This window comes from Kitasatospora sp. NPDC051702 (assembly GCF_040681575.1).
Taxonomy (GTDB): Bacteria; Actinomycetota; Actinomycetes; order Streptomycetales; family Streptomycetaceae; genus Kitasatospora.
In genome coordinates this window covers 55541-68866 of sequence record NZ_JBFAZB010000001.1, presented here as the reverse complement: position 1 = coordinate 68866, position 13326 = coordinate 55541, and the positions used below count along the sequence as shown (strand labels likewise).

24 protein-coding genes and 1 pseudogene are annotated in these 13326 nt (G+C 72.6%); 10 read left to right on the top strand and 15 right to left on the bottom strand.

From position 1 onward, the window contains the following. Positions 1–15 precede the first annotated feature (15 nt). The 3 genes from AB0N04_RS00345 (at position 16) to AB0N04_RS00335 (ending at position 1421) form a co-directional block, all read left to right on the top strand. Positions 16–345 carry a hypothetical protein gene (locus AB0N04_RS00345; RefSeq protein ID WP_360204999.1) on the top strand — a complete coding sequence of 110 codons (330 nt, stop codon included), beginning with the start codon at positions 16–18 and terminating at the stop codon, positions 343–345. 232 nt (positions 346–577) lie between these two features. Further along, entirely contained in the window at positions 578–970 is a 393-nt protein-coding gene (locus tag AB0N04_RS00340) for a hypothetical protein (protein WP_360204997.1), read from the top strand. 79 nt (positions 971–1049) lie between these two features. Continuing rightward, positions 1050–1421 carry a hypothetical protein gene (locus AB0N04_RS00335; RefSeq protein WP_360204994.1) on the top strand — a complete coding sequence of 124 codons (372 nt, stop codon included), beginning with the start codon at positions 1050–1052 and terminating at the stop codon, positions 1419–1421. A 116-nt stretch (positions 1422–1537) separates the two neighbouring features. On the opposite strand, the gene AB0N04_RS00330 is transcribed toward AB0N04_RS00335, so the two are convergent. Both AB0N04_RS00330 and AB0N04_RS00325 read right to left on the bottom strand, forming a co-directional pair. Further along, positions 1538–1897 carry a DoxX family protein gene (locus AB0N04_RS00330; protein WP_360204991.1) on the bottom strand — a complete coding sequence of 120 codons (360 nt, stop codon included), beginning with the start codon at positions 1895–1897 and terminating at the stop codon, positions 1538–1540. A gap of 44 nt (positions 1898–1941) precedes the next feature. Then, complete coding sequence (locus tag AB0N04_RS00325) at positions 1942–2460, bottom strand: cupin domain-containing protein (RefSeq protein WP_360204988.1); 519 nt, start codon at positions 2458–2460, stop codon at positions 1942–1944. 81 nt (positions 2461–2541) lie between these two features. On the opposite strand from AB0N04_RS00325, the gene AB0N04_RS00320 reads away from it, so the two are divergent. The 3 genes from AB0N04_RS00320 to AB0N04_RS00310 all read left to right on the top strand — a co-directional run bounded on the left by AB0N04_RS00320 (position 2542) and on the right by AB0N04_RS00310 (position 4510). After that, positions 2542–3393 (top strand): LysR substrate-binding domain-containing protein, encoded by an 852-nt coding sequence (locus AB0N04_RS00320; protein WP_360204985.1) that lies wholly within the window; start codon positions 2542–2544, stop codon positions 3391–3393. A 91-nt stretch (positions 3394–3484) separates the two neighbouring features. Further along, complete coding sequence (locus tag AB0N04_RS00315) at positions 3485–3859, top strand: hypothetical protein (RefSeq protein WP_360204982.1); 375 nt, start codon at positions 3485–3487, stop codon at positions 3857–3859. A gap of 213 nt (positions 3860–4072) precedes the next feature. Then, positions 4073–4510, top strand: a complete 438-nt coding sequence (locus AB0N04_RS00310; protein WP_360204979.1) for a hypothetical protein — start codon at positions 4073–4075, stop codon at positions 4508–4510. 78 nt (positions 4511–4588) lie between these two features. On the opposite strand, the gene AB0N04_RS00305 is transcribed toward AB0N04_RS00310, so the two are convergent. The 7 genes from AB0N04_RS00305 to AB0N04_RS00275 all read right to left on the bottom strand — a co-directional run bounded on the left by AB0N04_RS00305 (position 4589) and on the right by AB0N04_RS00275 (position 8658). After that, on the bottom strand, positions 4589–4834 hold the full coding sequence (locus tag AB0N04_RS00305) for a helix-turn-helix transcriptional regulator (RefSeq protein ID WP_360204977.1): 246 nt from the start codon (positions 4832–4834) through the stop codon (positions 4589–4591). A gap of 218 nt (positions 4835–5052) precedes the next feature. Beyond that, the gene (locus AB0N04_RS00300; protein WP_360204974.1) at positions 5053–5433 is read right to left on the bottom strand and encodes a VOC family protein; all 381 of its coding nucleotides are present in this window, start codon (positions 5431–5433) and stop codon (positions 5053–5055) included. Between the two features lie 116 nt (positions 5434–5549). Further along, complete coding sequence (locus AB0N04_RS00295; RefSeq protein ID WP_360204971.1) at positions 5550–5984, bottom strand: VOC family protein; 435 nt, start codon at positions 5982–5984, stop codon at positions 5550–5552. Positions 5985–6114: 130 nt separating this feature from the next. Then, the gene (locus AB0N04_RS00290; RefSeq protein WP_360204968.1) at positions 6115–7086 is read right to left on the bottom strand and encodes a DUF4331 family protein; all 972 of its coding nucleotides are present in this window, start codon (positions 7084–7086) and stop codon (positions 6115–6117) included. 92 nt (positions 7087–7178) lie between these two features. Continuing rightward, entirely contained in the window at positions 7179–7415 is a 237-nt protein-coding gene (locus AB0N04_RS00285; protein WP_360204965.1) for a DUF397 domain-containing protein, read from the bottom strand. A gap of 92 nt (positions 7416–7507) precedes the next feature. Continuing rightward, on the bottom strand, positions 7508–7696 hold the full coding sequence (locus AB0N04_RS00280) for a DUF397 domain-containing protein (protein ID WP_360204962.1): 189 nt from the start codon (positions 7694–7696) through the stop codon (positions 7508–7510). Then, positions 7693–8658 (bottom strand): helix-turn-helix transcriptional regulator, encoded by a 966-nt coding sequence (locus tag AB0N04_RS00275; RefSeq protein WP_360204959.1) that lies wholly within the window; start codon positions 8656–8658, stop codon positions 7693–7695. The genes AB0N04_RS00280 and AB0N04_RS00275 overlap by 4 nt, the downstream gene beginning before the upstream one ends. Before the next feature lie 36 nt (positions 8659–8694). Between AB0N04_RS00275 and AB0N04_RS00270 the strand changes: the two genes are divergently transcribed. Both AB0N04_RS00270 and AB0N04_RS00265 read left to right on the top strand, forming a co-directional pair. Next, positions 8695–9207: an ATP-binding protein gene (locus AB0N04_RS00270; protein ID WP_360204956.1), complete on the top strand. Its 513-nt coding sequence runs from the start codon at positions 8695–8697 to the stop codon at positions 9205–9207. Beyond that, positions 9197–9358, top strand: coding sequence for a hypothetical protein (locus AB0N04_RS00265; RefSeq protein WP_360204954.1), 162 nt, complete (start codon positions 9197–9199; stop codon positions 9356–9358). The genes AB0N04_RS00270 and AB0N04_RS00265 overlap by 11 nt, the downstream gene beginning before the upstream one ends. 51 nt (positions 9359–9409) lie before the next feature. Here AB0N04_RS00265 and AB0N04_RS00260 read toward each other — a convergent pair whose 3' ends face one another. From AB0N04_RS00260 to AB0N04_RS00245, 4 genes are all read right to left on the bottom strand, one after another. Continuing rightward, on the bottom strand, positions 9410–9796 hold the full coding sequence (locus AB0N04_RS00260; protein ID WP_360204951.1) for a hypothetical protein: 387 nt from the start codon (positions 9794–9796) through the stop codon (positions 9410–9412). Positions 9797–9856: 60 nt separating this feature from the next. Further along, positions 9857–9994 carry a hypothetical protein gene (locus tag AB0N04_RS00255; RefSeq protein ID WP_360204949.1) on the bottom strand — a complete coding sequence of 46 codons (138 nt, stop codon included), beginning with the start codon at positions 9992–9994 and terminating at the stop codon, positions 9857–9859. Between the two features lie 176 nt (positions 9995–10170). Next, a complete protein-coding gene (locus tag AB0N04_RS00250) occupies positions 10171–10569 on the bottom strand; it encodes an SgcJ/EcaC family oxidoreductase (protein WP_360204946.1) in 399 nt (132 codons plus the stop codon). Between the two features lie 34 nt (positions 10570–10603). Then, on the bottom strand, positions 10604–11008 hold the full coding sequence (locus AB0N04_RS00245; protein WP_360204943.1) for a helix-turn-helix domain-containing protein: 405 nt from the start codon (positions 11006–11008) through the stop codon (positions 10604–10606). Positions 11009–11032: 24 nt separating this feature from the next. On the opposite strand from AB0N04_RS00245, the gene AB0N04_RS00240 reads away from it, so the two are divergent. Both AB0N04_RS00240 and AB0N04_RS00235 read left to right on the top strand, forming a co-directional pair. Next, entirely contained in the window at positions 11033–11425 is a 393-nt protein-coding gene (locus tag AB0N04_RS00240) for a DUF4440 domain-containing protein (protein ID WP_360204941.1), read from the top strand. Between the two features lie 42 nt (positions 11426–11467). After that, positions 11468–11620 (top strand): annotated as a pseudogene (locus AB0N04_RS00235) (acyl esterase); the annotation flags it as partial. A gap of 80 nt (positions 11621–11700) precedes the next feature. Here AB0N04_RS00235 and AB0N04_RS00230 read toward each other — a convergent pair. Together AB0N04_RS00230 and AB0N04_RS00225 are read right to left on the bottom strand one after the other, a co-directional pair. Further along, entirely contained in the window at positions 11701–12480 is a 780-nt protein-coding gene (locus tag AB0N04_RS00230; RefSeq protein ID WP_360204939.1) for a hypothetical protein, read from the bottom strand. A 90-nt stretch (positions 12481–12570) separates the two neighbouring features. Next, entirely contained in the window at positions 12571–13179 is a 609-nt protein-coding gene (locus AB0N04_RS00225) for a PadR family transcriptional regulator (RefSeq protein ID WP_360204936.1), read from the bottom strand. Between the last annotated feature and the right edge of the window lie 147 nt (positions 13180–13326).

Below are 13326 nucleotides of genomic sequence, written 5' to 3'. Positions count from 1 at the left end.
AGCGAAGGGATGTAAATGAAGCTCTTCATTCGGGCTCTCATCGTCGGCGAGATCGACGAGGAGCAGGTGCCCCAGATCACGGCTGACGCCCTGGACACCTTCAACCACAACCCGTTCATCGTGTTCGCCGACGGCTGGGAGATCGAGATCGGCACGACGTCCGACCTCGAGGGTGATGCCACCTGGCAGCCCGGCATCGAGAAGTCGACGTACTACCTGGACTGCTCCCCCGTGGGCGAGCAGTCGTGGCCGGAGATCCATGCCGCGCTGGACAAGCTCCGCCAGGGCTTCGAGGCGGCCGGCACCCGGCTCACCTGGCAACTCGTCGACCAGCTCGCCGAGTAGCGGTTCCTGAACAGGTGAAGGCGGCACCACCGTTTCGGTGGTGCCGCCTTTCGCACGCCCGACAGGTACGCGGCCTGACCGGCGGAGGTGCGGGGACGCCGCCGGTCGGCGTCCCCCTCACGCCGGCCCGACGCCGTCCGCCGGGGCGTCCCCGATGCGCCCGCTGTCACGCGGAGGGCGAATGGCGGCCCCGCGCGGACGACGGAATCAGGAACATCGACGAGGGGGCGGAATGGAACTCGAGGAGCTGGCCGAGCGGATTTCGGCCGCCGGATCGTCCGGGGGCGTGATTCCCGGCTTCCTGCCGATCGCGGTCGAGATCGATCAGGACGGTCCGGTGGTGACCGTTCACCTCGGCGGCCTGCTGGACATCGACCTGCGGCCGGCCGGGGACTGGTCCGACTACTGGTTCTTCTGCGGAGGATTCGTCTTCGAGGAGATGCCCGCCGAAGCGGCGATCGCCGCTGTGCTGGCGATCGCCCGGGGTGAAGCCCGTGTCCGGACCACCGGGAGGTGGATCTTCCGGGACCGGGTGCTGGAGCTCGACCTCGCCGGGGAGACCTGGCAGGCCTTCCGCCCGCCGCCCGACCGGACACCGCGGTGGGAGCAGCTCGTCGGAGAATAGAGAAGGCACCGCCCGGGCGGTGGTCGAGTGGCCCGTCGTGACTCCGCGACGGGCCGCTTCGCGAAGGAGGCGCAGGACCATGGGGCTGTCGATCCAGTTGGTGGACACCCGGCTGACCGGCGGCACGGCGCGCCGGGCGAAGGCGAAGGGCGGGCGGAGGGCGAGGCGGCACGTCGTTTCCGACATCGTCGACCACCTTCCGGAGGACGGGGAACTCGCGGCGGTGCTGGCGGCGGCGGGCCGGGACGCGGTGCCGACATTGGCTCGGGTCGATCCGTACGACGACACGGAATTCGACCACTACTTCTGCGAACTGGCGCTCGCCGAACTCGACCGCGTGGCCGGGCTCCCGCTCGCCGCGGCGGAGATGGCATTCGTCCGCGAACTCCGCGCCCTGATCCGGCGGGCCCTCGCGGAGCCCGCGTACGTCGTCCGGTTCATCGGCGACTGAGCGTCTGGGCGGCCGGGCGCTCGGGTGCCCCGGGTGCCCGGCAGCCCGGCTCCCGGTCCGGCCATCAGAGGCCGTCGAAGGCCGTCAGAAGGCCGTCAGAGGCTGCCAGAGGGCCGTCAGAGGCCGGTGGCCGGCCAGACGGCCACGGCCGCGGTGGTGACGAGCACCAGGTTGAGGGCGATCCGCCGGTCCCCGCCGGTCAGGTGGACGGCGATCGCACAGGCCTGGAGGAGCACCAGGCCCGCGGCCGCGGCCACGGCCAGCGGGGGTGCCACACCGGTGAGCGGCGGCAGGACGAGCCCGGCCGCGGCGAGCACCTCGACCGTCCCCAGGGCCCTGAGGGCGGGCAGGGGGACGCGGTCGACCCAGGCCATCATCGGGCGGAGCCGGTCGGGGCTGCGGAACGCCTTGAGCGCGCCCGCGTAGAGGTAGAAGAGGGCGAGTGGTCCGGCGAGGACCCAGTAGGCGGTGGTCATGGCTTCCGTTCTCGGGCCGCCTGTCAGCGGGCCCGTCGGCTGGTTCAGGCGCGTTCGGTCGCGGGCTCGGTCGCGGGCTCGGTCGCGGGCTCGGTCGCGTAGCGGCTCATGGCGTCGAGGTTGGCCTGGGGCGTCAGCGGCCGGCCGCCGTCGAGCGACTCCCGGAGGTCGCGGAAGTACTGCACGTACAGGTCGGGGGTGAACGTGCTGAGCATGACGGCGGGTCGGTCGGTCGGGTTGGCGAAGGTGTGCGGGGTGCCGGGCGGGACCACCACGAGCGTGCCCGCGCCGGCCTCGTGCTCCTCGTCCCCGACGGTGAACCGCACGGTGCCGGAGAGGACGTAGAAGCCCTCGTCGTGCCGGGCGTGGCGGTGCTGCGGCGGCCCCTGGGTGTGCGGGGCGAGGACGGACTCGGCGATCGCGAGGCGGTGCCCGGTGTGGCTGCCGTCCTCCAGGACGCGCATCTGCGTGGTGCCCAGGACGATCGTCTCGCCCTCGCCGGGGCGCACCACCGAGAGGGCGGGGGCGGGCTGCGGGGTGTCGGTCGCTGCTTCTTCGGTCATGTCCACCAGTGCACCGCCGGGAGTCCGCCGGTGTCCAAGACCCGTCCCGCGGAGCCGATACCGGGTGGGTATCGTGGCAGCGTGGAGCTGCGAACCCTGCGCTATTTCGTGGCCGTCGCCGAGGAACTCCACTTCGGCCGGGCGGCCACCCGACTGCACATGAGTCAGCCGCCGCTGAGCCGGGCGGTCAGGCGGTTGGAGGCGGAGGTCGGGGCGCTGCTGTTCGACCGCTCGCCGAACGGCGTCACCCTCACCGCCGTGGGCGCGGTGCTGCTCGACGAGGCGCGGGCCCTGCTCGACCACGCCGACCGCGTCCGGGTGCGTGTGGGTGCGGCCGCCGGCACCGCGACCGTCACCGTCGGCATCCTGGGTGACGGCAGCGACCCGGGGGTGTCCAGGCTGGCCGCCGCTTTCCGCCGGGTCCATCCGGGCGTCGACGTCCGCGTCCGCGACACCGACCTGACCGACCCTACGTGCGGGCTGCGCGCCGGGCTGGTCGACGTCGCCCTGACCCGGGCGCCGTTCGACGAGACCGCCCTGACGGTGCGTGCGCTGCGCAGCGATCCGGTGGGCGTGGTGCTGCGCGCCGACGATCCGCTGGCCCGCCGCGACCGGCTGCGGCTGGCCGAGCTGGACGACCGCCGCTGGTTCCGGTTCCCGCCGGGCACCGACCCGGTCTGGCAGGCGTACTGGCACGGCGGCGCACCGCGCGAGGGCCCGGTGGTGCGCGGCGTCCAGGAGTGCCTGCAGGCCGTGCTGTGGAACGGCACGGTCGGGCTGGCCCCGCTCGGGCACGACCTGCCCACGGAGTTGACGGTGGTGCCGCTGGCCGACATGGGGCCGAGCCGCATGGTGGCGGTGTGGAACGAGGGGGACGCCGACCCGCTGGTCCGGTCCTTCGTCGAGATCGCGACGGCCGCCTTCCGCCGCTGAGCGCCGGCGCCGGCACCGGCACCGGCCGACCCCTCGGGGCAGCCGGACGCCTCCGCGGCCGGACGCCGTGGCAGCCGGATAGCGTGGCGGCATGACGGATTCCCTGCGGCACCCCCGGCCCGGTATCACGTGGGACTGGTGGGCGGTCGACGCCGACGGCTTCCTCGTGCGGTTCGGCGACGGCCCGGCCCCCGAGGCGCTGCTGGCGCACGTGGACCGCGTCGACGCCGCGGCCACCTGGGCGGAGGAGCACCGCCCCACGTGGTTCGGCCGGGCCCCGCTGCCGCCGCTGCACGCCTTCGACGCCGACGGCGTGTTGCCGACCTACACCCGGCACGGTGTCCCGGACTCCCCGTTGCGACTGGCCGACGCTCCCGCGGTGATCGCGGACGTCGCGTCCCTGGTCCGCCTGAAGCGGGCGGTGGGGGACGCCTGGACGATCCACCTCGACGAGGGCTGGGTCTAGGACCGCCCGCCCGGCGCCCGCCTCGGGCCGGCGGAAAACCGCTGGTGGGCACGGTCCCGATCGGAGGAGGATCCTTCCCGTACGTACACGGGTGAGGGGAAGGCCATGGGCCGCCGACCACCGGCGGCGCCTGCACGAGGTGGTGGCGCACTGGGCGCCGTTGCGGCCCGGACGGTCACGGTGGTCGCGGAATCCGGAAGGTGGGCAGCAGGGTTGAGCGGTTCGGAGCTGGTGGAGGCCGTGCGGCGGGCGGCGGAAGCCGGGGTCTGGCGCGGCGACGGCGGCGTCGTCGAGGAGGCGATCGAGAACATCGAGTACTTCTGCGCCCCGCGCGGCGGGTCCGGTGCGGTGGGTGCCGGGGGCGCGGCCGAGCTGTCCGCGGTGCTGACCGGCACGATGGAGGCCTGGCTGCGGGACGCCGGGTCGGACGGCACGGGCAGGCCCGGTGTGGTCTACGCGTGGCACGACGACCAGGCGCGGCAGCTGCGGATGTCGTTCGTGTCCGGCACGCGCGCGGACCTGCCGTTCGGGGCCCGACTGCTGCTCGTCGACCGCGCATCGGACGTCGTGGCCGACTTCCTGGCCGACGGGTTCCGCGACATACGCACCCCGCTGAAGGTGTTCGCCCTCGAACTGGCCGGGCAGGCCTGACGCCCGCTCCCCCTCGTCGACGACCACGGGACCGACCGCCGCCCGGAGTGGAACGTCGGGCGGGCCGACTTCCTGTGCTCAGGCGCCGGGGGTGGACTCCAGGGCCCGGGAGAGGGTGGTGAGGAGCGGCAGGGTGGGGATGGCGTGGCCGGCCTCGATGGCGCGGATCTGCGGCTCGGAGAGGCCCGAGCGGGCGGCGAGGTCTGCGGTGGTGAGGCCCAGCGCCGTGCGGCGGTCGCGGACGGCGTCCGCGAGGGCCGCGGCCGGGTCACCGCCGGGGTGGGCGGGGAAGTCCTCGATCAGGGGGCGGCTCGGTCTGTTCACGATCTCTCCTCGATGACCCACGGGGGCGCACAGCCTGACACATGGTCAGGTCGAGGAGGGCGAAGCGGTGGTCAAGGATTCTTGACCACCGCTTTGTCGTCCGGCCACTTGACGGCAAGGCCGGCCGCCGCGGCCGGAACGGCGGACGATCAGACCGTACGGAGACTTCTTTCGACGATCCGGGTCGACAACGCCCTGGCATGCCACCCGGCCGACCGTCAGGGCGTGGCGGCGCGGTCGGAGGTGCTGCGCAGGACGCAGAACTCGTTGCCCTCCGGGTCGGCGAGGACGGCCCAGCCGGTGCCGTCGGGGTTGCGGTGGTCGCCGACGAAGGTGGCGCCGAGGCCCAGCAGGCGTTCGACCTCCTGGTCGCGCGAGGTCTCCGGGCGCAGGCACAGGTGGAGGCGGTTCTTGACCGTCTTCGGCTCGGGCACCTGGTTGAAGTACAGGACCGGCTCGTCGGCCAGCATCACCTGGACCTCCGGGTCGCCGGGCCTGTCGTCCGGGTGGAGCGGGCGGCCGGTCACCGCGCTCCAGAACCGGGCCAGCCCGTAGGCGTCCGCACAGTCGATCACCAGGTTCTGCAGTACCGAGACCATGCGCCCGAGCCTTCCCGATTTCCGCTCCGGCCGCCACCGCTTCGCGCACGTTCCTCCCCGTCCGGCCCCGACGGCCGCCGAACGTCGGGCCCGGACGGGGAGGCGTGCGCGGCCGGTCAGTCGAGGCAGAACTCGTTGCCCTCGACGTCCTGCATCACGATGCAGGACTCGTTCACGCCGTCGGCGACCAGCACCTGCACGCAGACCGCACCGAGGGCGACGAGCCTGTCCCGCTCGGCCTCGAGGACGGAGAGGCGCTCCTCCCCCACGAGCCCGGTGCCGGCCCGCACGTCGAGGTGGACCCGGTTCTTGACGACCTTGCCCTCGGGCACGCGCTGGAAGTACAGCCGCGGCCCCTCGCCCGTGGGGTCCGTGCAGGCGAACGCCGCCCCCTGGCGCTCGGGCGGCAGCGAGCGGTCGAAGTCGTCCCAGCTGTCGAACCCGGCCGGCGGCGGCGGTACGACGTACCCCAGCACCTCACACCAGAAGCGGGCGACGCGCTCGGGATTCGCGCAGTCGAAGGTGACTTGGAACTTCTTGATCGACGACATCGCTCCACCGTAGTGGCGTGCGCCGGTCAACGGGAACCGGTTTTTCCGGTACTCGCGGGGCCGCCGGACCGTCCGGAGGAACGGCGGCCGCGGGCGTCCCCCGGCCGCCGCCTCTCCGTGGCCGGGTCGGCTACCCGACCGGGTGCGGGTGGCCGAGGTGGGGGAAGGTGGGGAGGAGGTCGGTGTGCGGGGGGATGTGGTCGCTGGTGACCTTGCCGCCCGACACCATGGTGAGGCGGGCCGAGGTCACGTCGTCGACGAGGGTCCGCCCGTTGGGGTAGCCGGCCGGGCGGGAACGGTCGTAGCGCAGGACGTCGGGGAGGACGAGCTTGAGCGTCTCGGTGGCGGCCTCGGTGGTGTAGTCCCCCATCTGCTGGAGGACCGCCGTCCACGGCTCCCGGTAGAGCTCCCAGTCGTCGGCGGGCTCGCCGGCGTTGTAGGCGTCCTTGACCTCCTCCTTGTTGAAGTAGGCCGTGAGGGAGGGGTGGGCGCCCCGGTCGACCGAGACCAGCTGACCGTCCTGACGCAGGCTCACCCGTGCCCACACGCCGATGGTCGGGTCCGGGCCGAGCTCCTCGTCGGGGACCTCGATGGCGATGCCGAAGACGTTGGCCTCGGCCATCGCGTCCTTGCCGGTCCAGGTGAACTCGTTGACGATCCCTTCGAGGTCGGCGAAGAAGGGGTCGCTGCGCAGGCCGACGGAGAGCTTGCAACCGTTCGCCTCGATGACGTCGGGCGCGTCCCCGAAGGCCACCGGGACGGAGTTGAACAGGACGTCCCCGGCGGGCTCGTGCTGCTGCGCGGCGGAGCCCGTGGAGCGGTGGACGGTCACGGTCTGGCCGCCCGCGCCGGAGGCCGGGTCGGAGAAGGTGAAGGAGTAGGCGACGTCGGCGAGGTTGTCGCCGTCGTTGTCGATGTTGATGCGGTAGACGGCGTCGGGGTGGAACTCGGCCGCCCGGGTCGGGGCGTACGGGTTCACGTTCATGATGAGGACGGTCCGACCCGACGCGTCGCTGCCCGGGAACGCGAACACGTCGGTCAGGTCGAGCCGCGCGTCGCCCCGGGGGGAGCGCAGGTGGGGGCCGCTGAGGTGGTGGGACATGGGGATGTCGTAGCAGGACGCACCCGACACGGGACCGACGACACCCGTACAGAAGGAGCTTGTCCGCCGATTGGATCAGGGGCGGGACGGGGTCAGAGCGCGACGGTGAAGGCGAGGAACGACGCCCAGGCGTCGGGGCTGAAGGCGAGGTGGGGGCCGGAGGCGTCCTTGGAGTCGCGGACGAGGACGGCCTCGGTCGTCTCGGCGATCTCGACGCACTCGCCGCCTTCGTTACCGCTGTGGCTGCTCTTGAACCAGGCGATCTCGACGCAGTTCGCATCCTCGTTGGTGCTGTAGCTGCTCTTGAACCAGGTGACGTCGCTACGCATGGCTCCCCCAAGGATGGTGGGACGGCACGGTCAACCTGACGGTACGCCAACGACCCGCCGCCCGGAAGCGGTGGGTCGTTGAAAGGGTCGTTTCAGACCTCGACGGTCGCCGCGAACTGCACGAACGCCTGCCACGCGGCCGGCTCGAACGCCAGCTGCGGGCCGCTCTTGTCCTTGGAGTCACGCACGTGGACAACGCCGGGCATCTCGGCGACCTCGATGCAAGCTCCACCCTCGTTGCCGCTATAGCTGCTCTTGAACCATGCCAGCTCGGTGCTCATCGTTCTCCCAAGATCTTCTCGATCAAGGCCAGGGACTCCTCTGGGCCGTGGGCCTGCGCCCTGAGGGTGCCATACCGTGCGTTCATGATCCGGACTTCCTCCGGGTCGACGATCAGCCTACTGCTCGTCTGCACCTCGATGTAGGCATGCTGCGGTCGCCCTTTGGGCGTGATGAGAATGAACGGACCACCCATTCCCGCGTGTTCGGACCTGTTCAACGGCAGCACTTGGACGACCATCCCTCGAGTCCGCCCGACCTCCAACAGTCGGCGAAGCTGCGCCGCATGCACCTCCCACCCACCCAAGGGCCTCCGCAGCACGCTCTCATCGATCACCCAGCTGAACATCCCCCGAGGCCATCGGGCCAGCACCTCTTGACGCGCCATTCGCGCCGCCACCCGCATCTCGATCACTTCCTCAGCAAGAGGTGGCTGCCTCATCGCATAGACCGCACGCGCGTGCTCCTCTGTCTGAAGAAGCCCAGGAATATCGAGCGTGGCGAAGTCGTGCATCTCGATCGAATCAATCTCTAGCGCCGCATAGCCCCGGAACCAGGCAGGGTGTCGAATCCGCGCCTTGGCCCGAGCCCTCATCACGTCGTCCTTCGTGACGGCCAACAGGCCCCCGGCGTCGAGCAGTTTGTCGGTCGCGACCAGGAGCTCAGGCTGCGGCGTGCGCGTTCCGCGCTCGACCGCGCCGATCAGGTGCTCCCCGTAGCCAACCTGCTCGGCGAGTTCCTTCTGCGTCATCCCGGCACGCTCCCGCAGGAGCTTGATCTGCTTGCCGATCGCTCGGAAGAAGTCCGAGACCTCCCCCAGGTCCTCCGGCAGTTCCGTCCGCACCTCGTCGGCCGACTCGTTGTTTCGCGCTGCACCCATGGCGACCGCCCCACCTGCGTCTTTGTCACATGACAAAAAGCTGTCCGCACCTGCACAAGCACTCTCTGTGCTCGCCAGAACCATGGTCAGCGTACGTCCGTGCCGTCACGCTTTTCTCCCATGACGACCGAAATCCCCCTCGACAGCCCCCGTCGCCACACCACCACGCTCGCCGCCACCCCCAAGGGCGCGGCCGTCTGCCGACGCGTCGCGCGGCGCCAACTCACCTTCTGGGAGCTGAATTCGACGCACACCGAGCCCTACTACTCCGCGCTGCTGATCGTCGCGGAACTCGCCGCTAACGCGACTACCCATGGCCGCGTTCCGGGGCGCGGTTTCGAGCTGCACCTCTGCCTCACCACCACCGCGCGCCGGGGCACCACCCTCCGCATCGAGATCAGCGACCCGCGGGGCGACCGGCTCCCGGCCCTGCCGACCTCCCACGCCCCGAACTCCCAGTCCGGGCGCGGTCTCGTCCTCGTCGACGCCCTGGCCGACCGCTGGGGCACCATCCCCCGCCACCCCAACGCCAAGACCGTCTGGGCCGAACTCGACCTCGCCGAACTCGACCTTCCCGAGGCCGACTTCACCGAATCCGACCTCACCGTCACCGATGCCACCGATGCCGCCTGAGCCCCGCGATACGCCGCCCGGCGGCGCCACGCTCTGCACGATCCTGCCGTTCGCGCTCCTCCTCGCGCTGCTCGCCTGGATCCACCCCCTCACCGCGCCGCACCGGCCCGCCCCCACCCCGACGGCGACAGCCACCCCCACCACCCGCTGAACCAGAAGGGAGTGGGAAGTCGGCCTCACCGACTTCCCACTCCCTTGTGGTTCACCCAGCCTCACCGAAGCGGCGGAGGAGTTCACGCGCCCGGGCGCTGCCGGGGTCGAAGGTCTGGTAGGCCAGGTCCCCCGTGACCGCAGGCCCGTAGAGCCGGACGCCCTGGCACTCGAAGCAGAACGCGATCTCGAACAGCACCTGCTCGGGGAAGACCGGGTGCCGGCCCGTGTGCGCCCGCAGCGCGAAACCGGGGGTGAAGCAGCGCATCCGGGTGCCCATCGGAAGGGCGGCGACGTCCGCGAGCACCTCCCGGGCGTCCTCCCACCAGCCGATGGTCTCGCCGGGGACGGTGTCCTTCCACGCGTACCAGCCGAAGGGGTCGTCGATCCGTACGACCTCGAGGCGCTCGATCAGGTCCGCGGTGGTGGGCAGCAGCATTCGGGCAGTCTCCCACCCGGACTCCGCCGCCACCCCACCGCCCGCTACCGCCCACCGCCGCTACGGCGTCGCGGCGCGGATCTCGTCCAGCGACTCCCCCAGGACGGACTCGGCCCGGGTGAACCAGTCGGCGATGACGGCGATCTCGTCCGGGGTGTAGTCGGCGAACAGGGCGCCGATCCGCTCGTCACCACCCACCCGTCTCACACCAACGGAGGAGACATGAGCACACACGGCGACCACGACACGGGGCACACCGTCGCCGGCCGCAACCCGGCTCCCGCCCCGACCCCCACGTCGACCCCGGCACACGCTCCGACCGCCGTACCCGCAGCGGTCCCGACCCCTGTGCGGGACCGGCCGCGGGTCGACGCCTAACCGGCGTGCACGCCGGTGTTCTGGCAGGCGTGCAGCAGCCACCGGCCGTCCTCGGCCCGCGTCATCACGTACAGCGGGGCGCCCTCCGAGTCCCCCTCGGGCGAGCGGTAGACCTGCCGGACCTTCACCGCCGCCACGTCCGGCCGCAGGAACTGCACGTGCGCCACCTCGTACGAGACGTCGCCGTCCCAACTCGCCCGGGGCAGGACCTCGCGGGTGAAGGCGGCGATCTCCTCGAAACCGATCAGCACCTTCCCGTGGGCGGTGGTCCACAGGGCGTCCGGGTGGAAGAGCGCGAGGAAACCCTCGGCGTCCTTGGCCCGCTGGGTGCGCTCGACGGTGGCGACGACCTCGGCAAGTGCCTTGAGGTCGGTGTCGGTTGATGTGTTCGTCATGTCGATCACTCTCCCCTCTCAAGCGCACTTGAAGTCAAGTCCGGCCGCCGGCACCACCCGCCAGCACCGCCCCCGCCCGGTACAGCTCCACCAGCAGCGGCCGCAGCGCCTCTCCGGCCGCCGTCAACCGGTACGAGGTCCGCACGGGGAAGCCGGCGATCCGCTCCCTGGTCACCAACTCCCGCTCCCCCAGCGACCGCAGGCGCTCGGCGAGCACCTTCGGGCTGATCTCCGGCAGCCGGCCGCGCAACTCCCCGTAGGACGCCGGCCCGTGCATCAGCTCCCGCAGCACCAGGGTCGTCCAGCGGCCCGACAGTGCCGCCAGCGCCACCTCCACCGGGCAGTCCTCCTGGGGCCGCGCCGTCCGGCCGCGCTCGTCCGGCACGAGTTCGGCGTCCCAGCGCCGCGGCCGCCCGTCGCTTCCCGTTTGGTGACCCACGGCGGGGCCGACTTCACTGCTCGCATGACTCACCCCACCAGCCTCACCCTCACCACCGACCCGGCACAACACCCGGCCGTCTTCGCCGCCGCCTTCAACACCGGGGACCCGGCCGTCCTCGCCCGGGTCTACGCGCCCGGGGCGGTCTTCGCCCCCGCCCCCGGTGCCGCCGTCACCGGCCCCGAACTCCACCGCGCCAGTGCCGGGTTCCTCGCCCTGGGGCTGCCGATCAGCGTCCGGACCCGGCACACCTACGTCGCCGGTGACACCGCCCTGCTCGTGGTCGACTGGACCATCGAGGGCACCGCCGCCGACGGCACCGCCGTCCACCTCGCCGGCACCGCCACCGACGTCGCCCGCCGCGGCCCCGACGGCCTCTGGCGCTACCTGATCGACAACCCCTTCGGCACCGCGTGACCCCGGGCCCACCAGCGGGCCGTCCACTGGCGGCTCCAGCCCGCCGCCTACGACCTGCCGGACGGCCACCGCCTCGCCCTGGTCGTCGACAGCCGCGACAAGCTGTACGCCTTCACCGGCACGCCGGACACCACCACCACCGTCTCCTCCCCGAACGGGGACGAGGCCGCGTTGCTGGAGCTCCCGCTCGGCTGACCGACCCGGCCGACGGGCGGCCCCCGCCGAGCCCGGGCTCGGCGGGGGCCGTCCGTCGGGGTCGGACCACCCGTCCGGGATCAGACCACGCTGCCCGTCGGGGAGGCGGTGGCCGGGGCGGTGCTGCCGGCGGCGACCCCGAGGGTGCGCTCGACCTTGGCGACCGCCGTGCGGTACTGCAGGGAGGCGAGCTGGGAGTCGGCGCCCTGGCGCTGGAAGAACCCGAAGGCCATCCCGACGTCCCCGAAGCGCTCGATGCCGACGAAGGCGTTCAGCTGGACGCCGGCCAGCGTGCCGTCGAGGCGGACGGCCGGGGCGTCCTGGCGGTCGCCGAGGGCGACGGGGCTGACGGTGAAGGTCACCGTGTCCTCGGTGCCCGCGTTGAAGGTGATGCTGTGACAGGACTTCAGGGCGTCGGAGACGGTGTTGAAGTCGCTGGTGAGCTTGACCGGGTCCTCCGCGGTGAGGGACTGCGTCACCATCGGGTTGCCGTCCGGCCCGTCCAGCTCGACCTCGGCGTGCGGGGTCGCGGGGCCGTTCTGGCCGGTGCGCATGTTGATCAGCGCACTGAGCGCGTCGCAGCCGCTGACCGGGGTCGGGTTCTCCTCCGGCCCGGGGCTCTCGGAGGAGGGCGCCTCGGTGTAGTCGGGGCCGAGGTCGGCGGCCGTGAGCAGGGCCGACCTGAGCTGGTCGACGGAGGGCAGGTCCTGCGCGGGCACGGCCCGCGCGGCAGCGGGCACCGCCGGTGCGGCGGCGGACGCGGCCGGTGCGGCGGCCGCGGCGAGGTGCGCCGGGCCCAGCGTGACCGCCGCGACGACGACGGCGGCGGTCAGGGCGTGGAGAGTCCTCGGATGCGACATGCTGGCCCCCGATCGAGGGTCGGGCAGGGACAGGCGTCCAGTGTCCCACCGGGGGCGGGGGCGGGCGCGGCGGGAGGACGTCCGCGCAGGTCAGACCAGGTCGGCGGGCGGGGCCTGAAGGGTCCGCAGGGTCTCCGTGAGCCACTCCACCCAGAAGGTCTCCAGCCCGATCCCGGCCCGCAGCACGGCGTGCTGGAGCCGGTGACCGACGTCCCCGATCCCGTCCGTCGCCCCCTCGGCGTCGCCGGCGCCCGCCACCACCGCGTCCCGGCCGCCCGCCCCGGCCGGGAAGTCGCGCCGCTCGATCGCCAGGTAGTCGTCCAACTGCGTGCGGTGCAACGCCAGATGGCGCTCCAGCTCGGCCGCCAGGCCGTCCGTGCCGACCACCGCGGCCGCGCGCAGCCGCAGCAGCAGCGGCTCCCGGACGGCCCGTGGCCCGGCGCCCTCGGCCGTCCAGCGGGCCAGTTCGGCCCGGCCGCCGGGCAGCACCTCGTACTCCTTGCGCTGGCCGCGTGCCGGGCCCTCCGGCCGCAGCACCCGGATCCACCCGGAGGCCTCCAGCCGGGCCAGCTCCCGGTAGATCTGCTGGTGGGTGGCGGGCCAGAAGAAGCCGATCGACTTGTCGAAGCGCCTGGTCAGCTCCAGCCCCGAGGACGGCTTCTCCAGCAGGGCGGTGAGGATGGCGTGCGGCAGCGACATGCCGCCGATCCTAGGCGGATCCCGGGGGCCGTCCGCCCGCCCCCGGGGCCCCGGCCACCTGCGCGGACGGCACGGGCGGCGCAGGCGGAGCGGGTGGATCGGGCCCGGTGGACGGCACGGCGGGTGCGGCTGGTCGGCCCGACCCGG

Coding starts and splice junctions, on each gene's coding strand:
- AB0N04_RS00345 (WP_360204999.1), top strand. CDS start 16: ATGAAGCTCTTCATTCGGGCTCTCATCGTCGGCGAGATCGACGAGGAG.
- AB0N04_RS00340 (WP_360204997.1), top strand. CDS start 578: ATGGAACTCGAGGAGCTGGCCGAGCGGATTTCGGCCGCCGGATCGTCC.
- AB0N04_RS00335 (WP_360204994.1), top strand. CDS start 1,050: ATGGGGCTGTCGATCCAGTTGGTGGACACCCGGCTGACCGGCGGCACG.
- AB0N04_RS00330 (WP_360204991.1), bottom strand. CDS start 1,897: ATGACCACCGCCTACTGGGTCCTCGCCGGACCACTCGCCCTCTTCTAC.
- AB0N04_RS00325 (WP_360204988.1), bottom strand. CDS start 2,460: ATGACCGAAGAAGCAGCGACCGACACCCCGCAGCCCGCCCCCGCCCTC.
- AB0N04_RS00315 (WP_360204982.1), top strand. CDS start 3,485: ATGACGGATTCCCTGCGGCACCCCCGGCCCGGTATCACGTGGGACTGG.
- AB0N04_RS00300 (WP_360204974.1), bottom strand. CDS start 5,433: ATGGTCTCGGTACTGCAGAACCTGGTGATCGACTGTGCGGACGCCTAC.
- AB0N04_RS00295 (WP_360204971.1), bottom strand. CDS start 5,984: ATGTCGTCGATCAAGAAGTTCCAAGTCACCTTCGACTGCGCGAATCCC.
- AB0N04_RS00290 (WP_360204968.1), bottom strand. CDS start 7,086: ATGTCCCACCACCTCAGCGGCCCCCACCTGCGCTCCCCCCGGGGCGAC.
- AB0N04_RS00285 (WP_360204965.1), bottom strand. CDS start 7,415: ATGCGTAGCGACGTCACCTGGTTCAAGAGCAGCTACAGCACCAACGAG.
- AB0N04_RS00280 (WP_360204962.1), bottom strand. CDS start 7,696: ATGAGCACCGAGCTGGCATGGTTCAAGAGCAGCTATAGCGGCAACGAG.
- AB0N04_RS00275 (WP_360204959.1), bottom strand. CDS start 8,658: ATGGTTCTGGCGAGCACAGAGAGTGCTTGTGCAGGTGCGGACAGCTTT.
- AB0N04_RS00270 (WP_360204956.1), top strand. CDS start 8,695: ATGACGACCGAAATCCCCCTCGACAGCCCCCGTCGCCACACCACCACG.
- AB0N04_RS00265 (WP_360204954.1), top strand. CDS start 9,197: ATGCCGCCTGAGCCCCGCGATACGCCGCCCGGCGGCGCCACGCTCTGC.
- AB0N04_RS00260 (WP_360204951.1), bottom strand. CDS start 9,796: ATGCTGCTGCCCACCACCGCGGACCTGATCGAGCGCCTCGAGGTCGTA.
- AB0N04_RS00250 (WP_360204946.1), bottom strand. CDS start 10,569: ATGACGAACACATCAACCGACACCGACCTCAAGGCACTTGCCGAGGTC.
- AB0N04_RS00240 (WP_360204941.1), top strand. CDS start 11,033: ATGACTCACCCCACCAGCCTCACCCTCACCACCGACCCGGCACAACAC.
- AB0N04_RS00230 (WP_360204939.1), bottom strand. CDS start 12,480: ATGTCGCATCCGAGGACTCTCCACGCCCTGACCGCCGCCGTCGTCGTC.
- AB0N04_RS00225 (WP_360204936.1), bottom strand. CDS start 13,179: ATGTCGCTGCCGCACGCCATCCTCACCGCCCTGCTGGAGAAGCCGTCC.